General features: G+C 68.3%; 15 protein-coding genes. 8 read left to right on the forward strand and 7 right to left on the reverse strand.

Features of this window, described 5'->3' with window-relative positions:
* Positions 1 to 24: 24 nt before the first annotated feature.
* Genes JNUCC0626_RS41070 through JNUCC0626_RS41085 form a run of 4 tightly spaced genes read right to left on the reverse strand, consistent with a single transcriptional unit; the run spans position 25 to position 3,847 of the window.
* The gene (locus JNUCC0626_RS41070; protein ID WP_394616042.1) at positions 25 to 1,272 is read right to left on the reverse strand and encodes a glycosyltransferase family 4 protein; all 1,248 of its coding nucleotides are present in this window, start codon (positions 1,270 to 1,272) and stop codon (positions 25 to 27) included.
* Between the two features lie 4 nt (positions 1,273 to 1,276).
* Positions 1,277 to 2,740, reverse strand: coding sequence for a 1,4-alpha-glucan branching protein domain-containing protein (locus JNUCC0626_RS41075; protein WP_394616043.1), 1,464 nt, complete (start codon positions 2,738 to 2,740; stop codon positions 1,277 to 1,279).
* Positions 2,737 to 3,465 (reverse strand): class I SAM-dependent methyltransferase, encoded by a 729-nt coding sequence (locus JNUCC0626_RS41080; protein WP_394616044.1) that lies wholly within the window; start codon positions 3,463 to 3,465, stop codon positions 2,737 to 2,739. Before JNUCC0626_RS41080 ends, JNUCC0626_RS41075 begins: the two co-directional genes overlap by 4 nt.
* Before the next feature lie 10 nt (positions 3,466 to 3,475).
* Positions 3,476 to 3,847, reverse strand: a complete 372-nt coding sequence (locus JNUCC0626_RS41085) for a hypothetical protein (RefSeq protein WP_394616045.1) — start codon at positions 3,845 to 3,847, stop codon at positions 3,476 to 3,478.
* A 120-nt stretch (positions 3,848 to 3,967) separates the two neighbouring features.
* Between JNUCC0626_RS41085 and JNUCC0626_RS41090 the strand changes: the two genes are divergently transcribed.
* A complete protein-coding gene (locus JNUCC0626_RS41090; RefSeq protein WP_394616046.1) occupies positions 3,968 to 4,615 on the forward strand; it encodes a TetR/AcrR family transcriptional regulator in 648 nt (215 codons plus the stop codon).
* Positions 4,616 to 4,631: 16 nt separating this feature from the next.
* Here the strand turns inward: JNUCC0626_RS41090 and JNUCC0626_RS41095 are convergent, their stop codons facing one another.
* Positions 4,632 to 5,474 carry a DegV family protein gene (locus tag JNUCC0626_RS41095; protein ID WP_394616047.1) on the reverse strand — a complete coding sequence of 281 codons (843 nt, stop codon included), beginning with the start codon at positions 5,472 to 5,474 and terminating at the stop codon, positions 4,632 to 4,634.
* A gap of 315 nt (positions 5,475 to 5,789) precedes the next feature.
* On the opposite strand from JNUCC0626_RS41095, the gene JNUCC0626_RS41100 reads away from it, so the two are divergent.
* From JNUCC0626_RS41100 to JNUCC0626_RS41115, 4 genes are all read left to right on the forward strand, one after another.
* Positions 5,790 to 6,773, forward strand: coding sequence for a hypothetical protein (locus JNUCC0626_RS41100; RefSeq protein ID WP_394616048.1), 984 nt, complete (start codon positions 5,790 to 5,792; stop codon positions 6,771 to 6,773).
* The gene (locus JNUCC0626_RS41105; RefSeq protein ID WP_394616049.1) at positions 6,770 to 7,324 is read left to right on the forward strand and encodes a hypothetical protein; all 555 of its coding nucleotides are present in this window, start codon (positions 6,770 to 6,772) and stop codon (positions 7,322 to 7,324) included. The genes JNUCC0626_RS41100 and JNUCC0626_RS41105 overlap by 4 nt, the downstream gene beginning before the upstream one ends.
* An 11-nt stretch (positions 7,325 to 7,335) precedes the next feature.
* A complete protein-coding gene (locus JNUCC0626_RS41110; RefSeq protein ID WP_394616050.1) occupies positions 7,336 to 7,914 on the forward strand; it encodes a hypothetical protein in 579 nt (192 codons plus the stop codon).
* A 499-nt stretch (positions 7,915 to 8,413) separates the two neighbouring features.
* Positions 8,414 to 9,220, forward strand: a complete 807-nt coding sequence (locus JNUCC0626_RS41115) for an isocitrate lyase/PEP mutase family protein (protein WP_394616051.1) — start codon at positions 8,414 to 8,416, stop codon at positions 9,218 to 9,220.
* Here JNUCC0626_RS41115 and JNUCC0626_RS41120 read toward each other — a convergent pair.
* A complete protein-coding gene (locus JNUCC0626_RS41120; protein ID WP_285646944.1) occupies positions 9,217 to 9,366 on the reverse strand; it encodes a hypothetical protein in 150 nt (49 codons plus the stop codon). The two genes, JNUCC0626_RS41115 and JNUCC0626_RS41120, sit on opposite strands and share 4 nt — an antisense overlap.
* A 64-nt stretch (positions 9,367 to 9,430) precedes the next feature.
* Complete coding sequence (locus tag JNUCC0626_RS41125; protein WP_394616052.1) at positions 9,431 to 10,273, reverse strand: DegV family protein; 843 nt, start codon at positions 10,271 to 10,273, stop codon at positions 9,431 to 9,433.
* A 212-nt stretch (positions 10,274 to 10,485) separates the two neighbouring features.
* On the opposite strand from JNUCC0626_RS41125, the gene JNUCC0626_RS41130 reads away from it, so the two are divergent.
* The 3 genes from JNUCC0626_RS41130 to JNUCC0626_RS41140 all read left to right on the forward strand — a co-directional run bounded on the left by JNUCC0626_RS41130 (position 10,486) and on the right by JNUCC0626_RS41140 (position 12,656).
* The gene (locus JNUCC0626_RS41130) at positions 10,486 to 11,268 is read left to right on the forward strand and encodes an electron transfer flavoprotein subunit beta/FixA family protein (RefSeq protein WP_394616053.1); all 783 of its coding nucleotides are present in this window, start codon (positions 10,486 to 10,488) and stop codon (positions 11,266 to 11,268) included.
* Between the two features lie 13 nt (positions 11,269 to 11,281).
* On the forward strand, positions 11,282 to 12,235 hold the full coding sequence (locus JNUCC0626_RS41135; protein ID WP_394616054.1) for an electron transfer flavoprotein subunit alpha/FixB family protein: 954 nt from the start codon (positions 11,282 to 11,284) through the stop codon (positions 12,233 to 12,235).
* Between the two features lie 79 nt (positions 12,236 to 12,314).
* Positions 12,315 to 12,656 carry a hypothetical protein gene (locus JNUCC0626_RS41140; protein WP_394616055.1) on the forward strand — a complete coding sequence of 114 codons (342 nt, stop codon included), beginning with the start codon at positions 12,315 to 12,317 and terminating at the stop codon, positions 12,654 to 12,656.
* Positions 12,657 to 12,712 lie beyond the last annotated feature (56 nt).

Below are 12,712 nucleotides of genomic sequence, written 5' to 3' on the forward strand. Positions count from 1 at the left end.
ACGGGACCGGCGACTGTAGCGGACTCAGGTGAACAGATTGCCCGTCGCGATCTTGGGGCGGCCGAGGACCCGTGGTTCGCGCACAACCGCTGAGGCGTAAACGGATGCGGTGTCGGTGGCGATCGTGGCCCAGTTGAAGTCCGTCACCAGACGGGCCTTCGCGGCCCGCGCACGAGACGCCGCGGACGTGGGATCGGACAGCACGTCGCGCACGGCGCGGGTGAGTCCGTCCACGTCACCGGGGGCGAACGACAGTCCGGTGACGCCGTCCAGCACCACCTCGCCGAGCCCGCCCGCGGTCGACGCGACCAGAGGCGTTCCGGCCGCTGCGGCTTCCAACGCCACGATCCCGAACGGCTCGTAGCGCGACGGCAGCACCACCGCGTTCGCTGCTGTGAGCAACGCCGCCAAAGTCCTGTCGGACAGGTGGCCGACGAACTCCACGGCCCGCAGCACGCGGTGCTTGCGCGCCTGGTCCCGAAGCCACTCGGTCTGCGACCCGCCGCCGGCGACGACCGCGCGCGTGCCGCGGTGGAAGCGGCGGATGCGGGGGAGCGCGGCGATCAGGTCCTGGATGCCCTTCTCCCACTCGATGCGGCCGAAGAAGAGGAGCAGCGGATCACCGTGCGGCGAGTACGTGCGACGGGCCGCGCCGACGTCCTTCGCCCGCACCTTCCAGCCGCCCGGCTCGATGCCGTTGTGCAGCACGGAAACGTCGGCGGTGTCCACTTCGAACAGATGCCCGACCTCGCCGCGCATCGCCGACGAGCACGTGATCAGCGAGTCGGAGCGGTTGGCCAGCCACCACTCGACGGAGTGCACCTGCTGGTTCAGCGGGTGCGACAGCCAGCCGGAGTGCCGGCCGGCCTCGGTCGCGTGGATCGTCGCCACCAGCGGCACTTCGAAGGCCTCGGCCAAAGCGACCGCGGGGTGCGCGACGAGCCAGTCGTGCGCGTGCACGACGTCCGGCCGCCACGAGCCAAGAGCCAGACCGGCGCGCGTCATGGCGTGGCCCATCGCGAGCGTCCAGGCCAGCAGGTCCTTCTCGAACACGAAGTGCGCGGGGTCCTCGGCGACGCGGATCAACCGCACGCCCTCGCTCACCAGATCGGACGTCGGGTGCGTGATCGCGTCGGTGCCGGACGGCTGGCGGCACAGCACGACGACGTCGTGCCCCTGCGCGGCCAGTTGTGTCGCGAGCGCGTGGACGTGCCTGCCCAGCCCGCCGACGACCACCGGCGGGTACTCCCACGACAACATCAGCACGCGCATCCCGTTACCCCATTCCTCGCGCGTCCAGATGCCCGAAGGGGCCGTCCGCCGCGCGGAGCTCCGTTGCTCTGCCCAGTCCGCGACCACTCCGCGCCAACGCCGCGAGCTCGCTGAAGCGATCGCTGTGAATCTTCGCGCGGTACCGGGCGTAGTCGGCGGCCGAGTCCTTCGTGACCATGAAGGCCCAGTCGCTCGACAACGCCAGCAACGCCTCGCGCACCGCCTGGTCCAGCACCGGATTCCTCGTCTCGGACGAGAAGTCCAGTCCCAGCAACTCCTTCTGCACGGACTCGTTCAACGACACGATGTCCGACACCTGCGCGCCGTCCCACACGCGCCAGTCCTTGCCGCTGCCCCACGACGACGCCGGCAGCTCGACCGGCGCGCCCACGTGCCCCGCCTCGACGGCACCGCGCAACGTCGTCACGCGCACGCCCGCCTCCGGCAACGCCCGCAGCACGGCCTCCAGCCACAACGGACCCTCGTGCCACCAATGCCCGTACAGCTCGGTGTCGTAGGCCGCCACGACGAGTCCGCCGTCGATCGCCCGTAGCCGCCGCACGACCGTGTCCACGAAATCCGCGACGTGCCGGTCGAGAGCTTCCTTCGCCAGCAACGGGTCGTACGGCCGTTTGTCCTCCGGCGCCACGTTCTTGCCCGTCACCCGCGACGGCTTGAGGCCCGTCGGGTGATCGTAAGTGTGAAAATCTCGGTAGGCCGGATCACCCGGATAGCCGACCTTGGGCGACCAGACCCGGTACGAGACCTCGAGGTCACGCCCGAACGCCAGCACGTCCGACGATCCGACGGGGTGCGCGGCCGAGGTGTCGCCGTGCAGCGCGGGCCCGTCGACCATGAACCTGCGGACGCCCGCCGCCGCGTACCCCGCCTCCATGCCGGGGGAGTAGCCGCACTCCGGCGCCCAGATGCCTTCCGGCGCACGGCCGAGACGCAGCGCGGTGTCGTCGAGGCCGGCCTTGAGCGCGAACGCCCTGACCTGTGGATCCAGCAACGGCTGGAACGGGTGCGTGGCCGGTCCGCCGAGCAGCTCGATCGTGCTGGAGTCCACAAGGGACCGCAGCCGCGGCGAGAACCCGTGCCGCCACTGGGTTTCGAACCTGTCCAGCGCCCACTGCGACGCCCGGTGCTCGTACGCCGACAGCTCCTTCAGGCGTTCCCCGGCGAAGTGCGAGCGCAGGTGCCAGTTGCCGAGCCAGTCGTGCATGCCGCGCAAGCAGTACGGGTCGTCGAGCTGCGCGGCCAGGACGGGCGTGACGCCGAGCGTCAGGACGTCCTCGCGGCCCTCGTCGGCGAACCGCCGCAGCATGTCGACGACGGGCAGGTACGAGTGCGCCCACGCCTGGTAGAGCCACTCCTCGCCGACCGGCCACGCGCCGTGGTGCGCGAGCCAGGGCAGGTGGCTGTGCAGGACCAGGCAGAACGTGCCCTCGGTGGCCTTTTCGGTCACGCGCGCACCGCCACGGCCACGAGGTCGAGGCAGGCGTCCATGTCGTCGGGCGTGATGTCGAAGTCCTCCACCGTCACCGACTCCACAGCCTCCTTGAGCTCAGCCGGCCACGGCGCACCGGACAGGGCGACTTCGACCTGTGCGTTGATGATCTGTCCGTTCAGGAGCGTGTCAAGCCTCGGTCCGTGACGCAGGCCCGTCAGTTCGTCAACGCGGAAACCAGCCTCGCGCAGCATCTCGTCCAGTTCGGACGGTGCGAGTTCCCTGGTGTGGAACGGGTTCAGCGGCGTGTCCTGGCCGGGGGAGAACGTGATGCGGTTCGGCGTCGTGACGATGAGCCTGCCGCCGGGCCTGAGCACCCTGCGGCACTCGGCGAGGAAGCCCTCCTGGTCCCACAGGTGCTCGATGACCTGCAGGTTCGCCACGACGTCGACGCTGCCGTCCTGCAGCGGCAAGGTCGCCAGGTTGCCGCGGAGCACGTTCAGCTGCGGGTACTGACGCGCTACGTGCTGCGACGTCAGTTCGTCGTAGTCGAGGGCGATCACCCGGCGCGCGACCGTTCTGATCAGCTGCGCGCCGTAGCCCTCGCCGCAGCCCGCCTCCAGTACGACGGCGTCCGCGCAGTGGCCGATCAGGTGCAGATACGCGGCTTCGTGCCGCCGGAACCAGTAGTTCTCTTCCGCGATACCGGGCACCGTGCGTTCGCCGGTCAGGGGGAGGGTCACGCCCGCCAGGTTACTTGTCAGTAGACCTCATGCGAACTACCTGGTGCGCGATCGCCGTCGCAACGCCCGCCGCCGTGAGGACCGCTGTCGTCGTCGTGTCCATGTACTTGGTCAGGCTGGGTGCCTCGCTCGGTCCGGTCAACCACATCGTCAACGGGGTCGCGTACGCCAGCGTGAGTGCTCCCGACCACCACCGCAGGGCCTTCGACCGGCCGTTGCGCAGGCTCGCGACGAGCACGGCGACGATCGGGATGCCGGACAGCAGGCCGAATCCGCCGACCACCATGACCGGCGCGGCCCAGGCCGCGACCAGCGTCGACGTCTTCGGGTAGGCGGCCTTGCGGGCGACCTTGTCAGTGTTGCCAGAGGTGCTCGCGTTCATGAGAGGCTCCTTCGTTCGTTAGTGGTACTCGCCGAAGTTAGAGGGTCTAACTCTTGTGACATGCAGAAGCTAAGCTGTCGCGGGCGTGAGTGTCAATAACGAATGTGAGAGGGTCTAACTATGGCGACAGAGTCTCAGGCCGACCCGGCGCGGAACCCTCGCGAGCGCTACCGGACCCAGGTGCGCGATGAGGTCAAGCGGCACGCGTGGGAGCAGATCGCGGCCAACGGCGTGACAGCGTTGTCGTTGAACGCGATCGCCAAGGAGATGGGCATGAGCGGGCCCGCGCTGTATCGGTACTTCGCCGGTCGCGACGAGCTGATCACCGAGCTCATCCGCGACGCGTACCGCAGCCTGGCCGACACCGTCCGCGCGGCGCAGGGGCTGGGCGTCACGGTCGTGGGGCTCGCCTCGGTCATCCGGGGGTGGGCGATCGCCGATCCGCAGCGGTACCTGCTCATCTACGGCACGCCCGTGCCCGGCTACCGCGCGCCCGACGAGATCACCGCGATCTCGAACGAGATCCTGGCGGTGCTGCTGGAGGTGTGCGGTGACGGGTCGCAGGACCCGAAGTCCCCGTTCGACGCCTTCCTGCAGATGAAGAACGGGTGGGCGGGCGCGCTGCCGGCGCCGTCGCCGACGGTGCACCGCGCGCTGTCGTTCTGGACGCGGACGCAGGGCGTGCTCTCGCTGGAGCTCGCCGGCCACTTCGCGCCGATGGGGATCGACGTCGAGCTGTTGCTCGCCGAGGAGGTCGCGGACCTCTAGAACGGCGACACAGGCCCTAGAACGGCGAGATCGTGACGGCCAGCGCGCCCGGTCCGACGTTCGCGCCGATCGCCGCGCTGACCTGGGTGAGGACGACGTCGCGGGCGTGCGGGATGCGCTTCTGCAGCATCTGCAGCAGTTCGTGGCCCTCCTTCTCGGCCGCGAAGTGCTCGACGGCGAGGTCGACGTCGCGTCCGTAGGCGAGCGCCACCGCCTTGTCGACGAGCTTCGCCAGCGCCCGGTCGCGGCCGACGACCTTGTCGAACGGCTCCACCTCGCCGTTCACGACCGTGAGCAGCGGCTTGACCGACAGCGCGTCGCCGAAGAGCTTCGCCGCCGCGCTGACCCGGCCCGCCTGGCGCAGGTAGTGCAGCGTGTCGACGTAGATGAGGACGTTGGCGTTGCGGCCGCGCTGCTCGGCGACGCTGCGCGCGTTCTGCACGTTGCCGCCGCTCTGCACGATCCGCGCGGCTGCGAGCGCCGCGAAGCCGAGCGTCATGCCCGACGAGTGCGAGTCCACGATGAACACCGGCACGCGCGACTTGGCCGCGGCCGCCTTCGCCGCGTCCGTCGCGGGGGAGAGCTTCGGCGTCACGTGCACCGAGACGATCGTCTCCGCGCCTTTCGCCCACGCGTCCTGGTAGGCCCAGAAGAACGCGTCGGGGGCGGGCGGCTGCGTCGTGATCGGGATCTGCGCCTCCATCGCCTGCAGCAGCCGGTCGGTCGGCACGTACGCCTCGTCGATCAGCTCCGACCCGATCTTGAGCTGCATCGGGACCGTGATGATGTTGAAGCGGTCCGCCAGACGCGCGGGGAGCGACGCGGTCGAGTCGGTGACGACGGCTACTCGTGAGGACACGAACGAGAAGGTTAACGAAGGGTGATCGAAGTAGCCACGACCGATGGAAGGCAATTCGTGTGATCTCAACCTTGATGGTTGCTTTCCGTGCACGGCGAACGCACGGAGTGAACACCCCGGAATGGCCCGTTACTTGACACAATCGGGTGACTGGGCGGCCGTCGTTGATGATCTAGGAAGCGCTTGTTTGCGCAGGAAAGACCCGTTATTCCAAGTGTTACATCATGCCCGTCCGTCCACTTTCGACGCTGGTTGGGGTCATCGGCCGTGGGTAAGCTCGCACAATCTTCTGCCCGGTTGAGTGAGTAGGTGACCATGGGTGCAAAAGAGCAGGAACTAGTTCCGCTGCACGCCGGTTTTGACGTTGTCTACCGAGGTTTTCATCGACGTCAGGTCATCGAGCACATCGAGAATCTCGAGGAGCAGCTGCGCTTCACGAGCCTCGACAGGGCCGAGGCGCTGGCGCAGGCCGCGGATTTGCGCAAGCTCCTGGAAATGACGCGCCAGGACCTCGAAGAGGCGCGCGCCAGGATCGAACGCCTGGAAACCACCTCGGGTTCGCACGCGAGCGCCACCGAACGGATGCACCGCATGCTCCGCCTCGCCGAGGACGAGACGGCGGAGATGCACCTCCAGGCCGAACGCGAGTCCACGGAACTCCGCGAGCGCACCGAGGCCGAACTGGCCGAGCTGCGCGCCAACGCCGAGAACGAAGCCGCGATCCTGCGTGCCAAGGCCGAGAACGAAACCACGGCCATGCGCGCCGAGGCTGAATCCGAGCTCTACGCAGTGCGCCAGGACTGCGCCACCCGCGCCGCCGCGATGGAACGCCGCGAGCTCGAGATGGAACGCCGCAACACCGACCTGGAAGCCCAGCACCGCCAGCGCGCCGACGAGGTCGAACGCGAGTGCGCCGAGGCCGTCGAGCAGGCCCAGACCGACGCGGACCGCCTGCTGCGCGAGACCGCCCTCCAGTGCAACTCCCTGGAAGCCGACTCGGAACGCAAGCGTGACAAGGCACAGCAGTTCTTCGAACTCACCATGACCCGCCGCCGCAACGAGGTCGCCCAGCACCTCCAGGAGCAGGAAGCGCTGGCCCGCGCCAGGTCCGAGTTCGTGGTGAAGATGGCGTCCCGCGAAGCCGCCCGCCGCCTCGCCGAGGTCGCCGACCGCACCGAGGAACTGCACGAACTCAAGCGAGTCGTCCACTCCCAGCTCACCGCGGCCCGCGCCGCCCTGTCCGCAGCCGCGGAACGCGTCGCGCCCGTGCACATCCCGGAACAGGTGGCCGCGTCATGAAGCGTTGGGTCCCACTGGTCGTAGGCGCCCTGATGGTGCCGGCCTCCGTGACGGCGTTCGGCTTCTCCGTCTACGGCGACGAACTCGAGACGGCTCTCTCGTCGTCACCCGCCGTGCCTGCCGTCCTGGCGGGCCCGGTGCCGGTGGCGGACTTCGTGGGCCCGCTGCGCATGGAACCCCCGGCACCGATCCTGCTGTCCGCCTCGGTGGCGCAGGAGGCGGTGCGCAGCTTGTTCACCTCGCACGCCGTCAAGGGGATCACGTTCGCGCCGGGCACCGCGTCTCTGGTGGGACGTGGTGAGGACGTGCGACGCAGCCTCGCCAGCCTGCTGCGCAACTCGTCCGGCACGGTGACGCTGGTGGCACACGCGTGGAACGGCGAGACGGCCTCGCACCGCTGCGACGTCCTCGCGATGGAACGGGCCGGGCTGCTGCGGCAGTACCTGGCAGAACAAGGTGTGGACAAGTCCTTCACGACACGGGTGATCGTGGACCCGGTGTGGGGGCCGCCCTCGGACTTCGGACCGCAGATCGACGTCCTCGTCAGCTAGGAGCCTTCGCAATGGCAGGGGCAGTCGGGATCGTCTTCGGGCTGTGCGTGCTGTCCTTCACGTTGGGGGCGGCCCTGATGTACGTCTTGGTGCGGCGTCGGGAGGACGCCCGGGACAAAGCTGGGGCGGTGGCTGAGGCGGTGGCTTCGCCTGAGGTGCCGGTGGATGCGCGGACCTGGGTCGAGAAGCCTGTGGTGGAGGCGGTGGACGCCGAGTACGACTCTCGGCCCATCCATCGGAATCCTGTGGTGGGGTTGCCTCAGTTGGAGCCGGCGTTGGCCGTGTTCGCTGAGCCTGTGGTTGTGGAGCCTGAGGCTGTGAAGCCTGAGGTTGCGGCTGAGGTCGAGCCGGTGGTCGAGGTGCCTGAGCCGGAAGCCGAGCCTGAAGTTGAGGTTGTCGAGGAGCTTGAGGTCGAGGCTGAGGTTGAGGTCGAGCCTGAGATCGAGCCGGAAGTTGTTGTGGAGACTGCGCTTCCGCCGCCTGCCAGGCCTCAGGCTGTTGAGCAGACGACCTGGGTTGAACGGGAAGACTTCCGGCAGCGGTATTTGAGGACGTTCGACGAGGTTCGTCGGAAGGCTGGGAGTAACTGATCCTGCGGGGGTCGGCTTTTGCTGGCGGGTTGCTGTTCCAGCGGGGTTGGTTGCGTTCTGTTGGGTGGGCTGCGGTTGCGAGGGTGGTCCGTCAGGTCGTGACGAAGAGCGGGGTTGCGATTGGGGCTTGACCTTGAGCCTCTAGCTGGATGCATTCGCGGCCTCAAAGGCCGGGGTGAAGTACGCCCCGGCCGGACCGGACAGGTTGGCATCCAGCCCCTCAAGGTCAAGCCCCAATCGCCATGAGCGGCGGAACCGGTTGCCCAACCTGGTAGCAGCCCGTTCGGGCTCGCCTTCGGCTTCGCCACGCCAGGATTCGTAGGTGGTGGGCGTGCGTTGGTGGCCGCCGGTTGCGTGGTGCGTGCGCCTGGCTTGGGCGGTGGTCACCTTGCGTTCGCGACTGCGGTTGGGTGCGTGCACGTGCGAGATGTCGGAAAGTCGTTGGTTCCTGTCCGATTCTCGCCGGACTTGTTGGCCTGGCTGCTGATATCAATCGATCATGACTTCCGCCACGGATCGAACTGAGCTGTTTCACTCGCTGCACAAGCCTGGGCCCTTGGCCCTTGCCAACGCTTGGGACGTTGCCTCCGCGCTCGTTGTTGAGGCGGCTGGTGCCAAGGCTGTTGCGACTACTAGCGCTGGTGTCGCTTGGAGTCTTGGGGCGCCTGACGGGGACGCGTTGCAGCGGGAGCGGGCCGTTGATCTCGTTGCCCGGATTGTGGAAGCGGTGCAGGTGCCGGTCAGCGCCGATATCGAGACCGGCTTCGGGGAGAGCGCGGAGGCGGTTGGCGAGACGGTGCGGGCCGTCAGTGCGGCGGGTGCTTCCGGGGTCAACATCGAGGACGGACTTGGTGCCGGGCAACGGGATGTCGCCGAGCAGGTGGAGCGGTACGTCGCTGCGCGGGAGGCTGCGCCTGGGATCTTCATCAACGCTCGCATCGACACGTTCCTGCGGCAGGTCGGGGATCCTGGGGATCGGTTTGCGCGCACGGTCGAGCGGGCTGCGAGGTTCGTCGAGGCCGGGGCCAGTGGCATTTTTGTGCCTGGGGTGAGTGATGTCGAGACCATCACGGAGCTGGCCAAGGAGATTGGTGCGCCGCTCAACGTGTTGGTGGGGCCTGGCTCGCCCGCCGTCGACGTGTTGGCGGCGGCGGGCGTGGCGCGGGTCAGCCTCGGGTCTGCGGTGGCCGAGGCTGCTTACGCCGTTGCCAGGCGGGCAGCGGAGGAGATGCTGACCAAGGGGACTTACGGCAGCGTTGAGGGTGCCATTGCCTATGGCGAGCTCAACGCCTTGTTCGGGCGTTAGTGCTTCTTGCCGCGGAACTTGCGCAGCAGTTGTTCGGCCTGCGCTCGCTTGCGCGGGTCCTGCGCCATCTGCCGTGCCTTCGCTTGCAGTCGGTGGCCCTGCGGGCTGCGCAGGAACCTGGTGATCTTGTCCATGAAGCCGGCCATCGGTCCTCCAGGTGTCCGTTACGTCCATTTCAACGGACGAAACCGCCTCTGGAGTTCCCGAGGGCTACACGGGCGAAACTGTGATGCCCAGTGCACCGGGGCCCACGTGGGCTCCGATGGCCGAGCTGACCTGGGTCAGCATGAACTGGCGGACGTTGGGGACCTTGCGGCGCAACGTGCGGAGCAGGCGGGAGGCCTTCTCCTCGGCGTCGAAGTGTTCCACGGCCACGTCGACGGTGTCGGTGCCCGCGCGCTTGATCGCTATGTCGATCAAGCGGTTGAGCGCGCGGTCGGCGCCGATCACCTTGTCCAGCGGGGTGATCTGGCCGTCGGCCATGGTCAGCAGTGGCTTCATGGAGAGCATGCCGCCGACCATCGCGGCCGCCGCGCCGATCTTGCCGCCCCGGCGCAGGTACTCCAGGGTGTCCACGTAGATCAGTTCGGTCGACCTGTCGAAACGGCGCTGGGCGGTCGCGAGCACCTTTTCGACGTTGCCGCCTGCCTCGGCCACCTTCGCGGCGGCTTGGACGGCGTAGCCGATGCTCATCCCGCAGGTGTGCGTGTCGATCACGTGCACGGGCACGCGGACCCTGGCGGCGGCCTCGCGGGCCGCCTCCACCGTCGCGGACTGGCGGCTCGACACGTGCACGGACACGATCGAGCGGACGCCTTGCGCCGCAAGTTCGTTGTACGTCCAGAAGAACGCGTTCGGGTCTGGTGGAATCGTCGCGACGGGCACGTTCGAGCGCATGGCCGAGACCAGCTCGGGAACCGGGATGCGGGACTCGTCGTCGGTGTGGTCGCCGATCCGCACCTGGATCTGCACCACTTCGATGCCGAGTCGATCAGTCAGCTGCGCCGGGAGACAAGCCGTGGAGTCTGTCACGATCGCTACTCGCCGGTACATGTCAGCGCAGCCTAGTCGCTCGAATGGGTTAAGTCTCAGTTGGTGGCGTTAACGGGTGATAACTGTCACGCTAGCGGGGTGCTTGCTCCTGTTTGCAGGGGTGCTACTGGCGGGTAACATCCGGGTGATGGCAGGGTCCTGAACACCCGGCGACGCAGTTCTAGAGTCCTCTGTGCAAGCGTCGCCCGTCTGCTGGAGGTCGAAGAGGACCTATGAACATTGTTGTCCTGGTCAAGCAGGTGCCTGACACCTGGTCCGAGCGCAAGCTCACCGACGCCGACCACACCCTTGACCGCGAGTCCGCGGACGCCGTGCTCGACGAGATCAACGAGCGCGCCGTCGAAGAGGCCCTTCAGCTGAAGGAAGCCCACGGCGGCGAGGTCACCGTGATCGCGATGGGTCCCGACCGCGCCACCGACGCCATTCGCAAGGCGCTGTCGATGGGTGCCGACAAGGCGATCCACGTCAGCGACGAGGCGTTGCACGGTTCGGACGTGCTGGCGACGGCGAAGGTCCTCGCGAAGGCGATCGGCACGGTCGAGAACGTCGACCTGGTCGTCGCGGGCAACGAGGCGACCGACGGCCGCGCGGGCGCTGTCCCGGCCATCCTCGCCGAGCTGCTCGGCCTGCCGCAGGTCACCCAGCTGCGCAAGGTCACCGTCGAGGGCACGACGATCAAGGGCGAGCGCGAGACCGACGAGGGCGTCGCGTTCCTCGAGGCCTCGCTCCCGGCCGTCGTCTCCGTGACGGAGAAGATCAACGAGCCGCGGTACCCGTCCTTCAAGGGCATCATGGCCGCGAAGAAGAAGCCCGTCTCCACGCTCACCGTGGCGGACCTGGGCATCGATGCGTCCGAGGTCGGCCTGTCCGGCGCGTACACCCAGGTGCAGGAGGCTTCCCCGAAGCCGCCGCGCAGCGCGGGTCAGCGCGTCGAGGACGGTGGCGACGGCGGCGCCAGGATCGCCGAGTTCCTCGTCGGCCAGAAGCTCATCTGAGGGAGGGCAAGACATGTCTGAGGTACTGGTTCTGGTCGACCACGTCGACGGCGAGGTCAAGAAGGTCAGCTACGAGCTGCTCACGGCCGCCCGTCGGCTGGGCACCCCGTCCGCTGTCGTCGTCGGCGCCCCCGGCACCGCGGCGAAGATCCGCGAGTCGCTCGGCAAGTACGGCGCCGCGAAGGTCTACGCCGTCGAGTCCGACGACGCCGCCGCCTTCCTGGTGACGCCGAAGGTCGACGCTCTCGCCGCCCTCGCCCCGAACGCGTCCGCGGTGCTCGTCTCCGCGACGATCGAGGGCAAGGAGGTCGCGGGCCGGCTCGCCGTGCGCATCGACTCCGGCTGGCTCGTCGACGTCGTGGACGTCGAGGCCGACGGCACCGGCGTGCAGTCCATCTTCGGTGGTGCGTTCGTCGTCAAGGCGAAGGTCAGCAAGGGCACCCCGGTCATCACCGTCCGCCCCGGCGGCGTGGAGTCCGAGGAGTCCGCCGCGGACGCCGTGCTGGACGAGTCGGTCTCCATCTCCGTGGACGCCGCCAAGTCCGCGAAGGTCACCTCGCGTGAGGCCGTCGTCGGCGGCGACCGTCCGGAACTGACCGAGGCCTCGGTCGTCGTCTCCGGTGGTCGTGGCGTCGGCTCGGCCGAGAAGTTCTCGACGGTCGAGGAGCTCGCCGACTCGCTCGGCGCCGCCGTCGGTGCCTCGCGCGCCGCCGTCGACTCCGGCTACTACCCGCACCAGTTCCAGGTGGGTCAGACCGGCAAGACGGTCTCGCCGCAGCTGTACGTGGCGCTGGGCATCTCCGGTGCGATCCAGCACCGCGCGGGCATGCAGACCTCGAAGACGATCGTCGCGGTCAACAAGGACCCCGAGGCCCCGATCTTCGAGATCGCCGACTTCGGCGTGGTGGGCGACCTGTTCAACGTCGCCCCGCAGCTGACCGAAGAGGTCAAGAAGCGCAAGGGCTGAGTTAGTCTCCAGCTCACGGACCGAACGGCCGTCCCACCTCGATGGGGGCGGCCGTTCGCCATTTCCCGGGGGAGTTTCCATGAGCGACTTGAACACCCTCGGCGGCGACCTCGCGATCGAGCCCGGCGGGACGAAGGAGGTCTACCTGTACTTCAAGGAGACCCCGGACACCGACTTCGCCCTCGACGAGCTGGAGGAGGTCGTCGAGAGCGTGCTGGGCGACGCCGGCGAGGTGACCGGGTCGGGACTCGGGCAGACCGGCGGCAACCTCGACATCGGGATCTGGGGCGAGGTCGACTTCCCCGCGGTCCTGCGGACGCTCGCGGAGGGGTTCGTGAACGTCGGCGTGCCGGGCGAGGCCGAGTTCCACCTCATCGGCGAGAACCGGCGACTGACGCTCAGCGAACTGAGCGGCGCATGATGTGCTGAAACAGCCCGGAACGAGGCACTTGTGACCGTCTCGCAACCGGAATCGCC

Source organism: Lentzea sp. JNUCC 0626 (genome assembly GCF_043632865.1).
GTDB lineage: Bacteria > Actinomycetota > Actinomycetes > Mycobacteriales > Pseudonocardiaceae > Lentzea.

Coding starts and splice junctions, on each gene's coding strand:
- JNUCC0626_RS41070 (WP_394616042.1), bottom strand. CDS start 1,272: ATGCGCGTGCTGATGTTGTCGTGGGAGTACCCGCCGGTGGTCGTCGGC.
- JNUCC0626_RS41085 (WP_394616045.1), bottom strand. CDS start 3,847: ATGAACGCGAGCACCTCTGGCAACACTGACAAGGTCGCCCGCAAGGCC.
- JNUCC0626_RS41090 (WP_394616046.1), top strand. CDS start 3,968: ATGGCGACAGAGTCTCAGGCCGACCCGGCGCGGAACCCTCGCGAGCGC.
- JNUCC0626_RS41100 (WP_394616048.1), top strand. CDS start 5,790: ATGGGTGCAAAAGAGCAGGAACTAGTTCCGCTGCACGCCGGTTTTGAC.
- JNUCC0626_RS41105 (WP_394616049.1), top strand. CDS start 6,770: ATGAAGCGTTGGGTCCCACTGGTCGTAGGCGCCCTGATGGTGCCGGCC.
- JNUCC0626_RS41110 (WP_394616050.1), top strand. CDS start 7,336: ATGGCAGGGGCAGTCGGGATCGTCTTCGGGCTGTGCGTGCTGTCCTTC.
- JNUCC0626_RS41115 (WP_394616051.1), top strand. CDS start 8,414: ATGACTTCCGCCACGGATCGAACTGAGCTGTTTCACTCGCTGCACAAG.
- JNUCC0626_RS41120 (WP_285646944.1), bottom strand. CDS start 9,366: ATGGCCGGCTTCATGGACAAGATCACCAGGTTCCTGCGCAGCCCGCAG.
- JNUCC0626_RS41125 (WP_394616052.1), bottom strand. CDS start 10,273: ATGTACCGGCGAGTAGCGATCGTGACAGACTCCACGGCTTGTCTCCCG.
- JNUCC0626_RS41130 (WP_394616053.1), top strand. CDS start 10,486: ATGAACATTGTTGTCCTGGTCAAGCAGGTGCCTGACACCTGGTCCGAG.
- JNUCC0626_RS41135 (WP_394616054.1), top strand. CDS start 11,282: ATGTCTGAGGTACTGGTTCTGGTCGACCACGTCGACGGCGAGGTCAAG.
- JNUCC0626_RS41140 (WP_394616055.1), top strand. CDS start 12,315: ATGAGCGACTTGAACACCCTCGGCGGCGACCTCGCGATCGAGCCCGGC.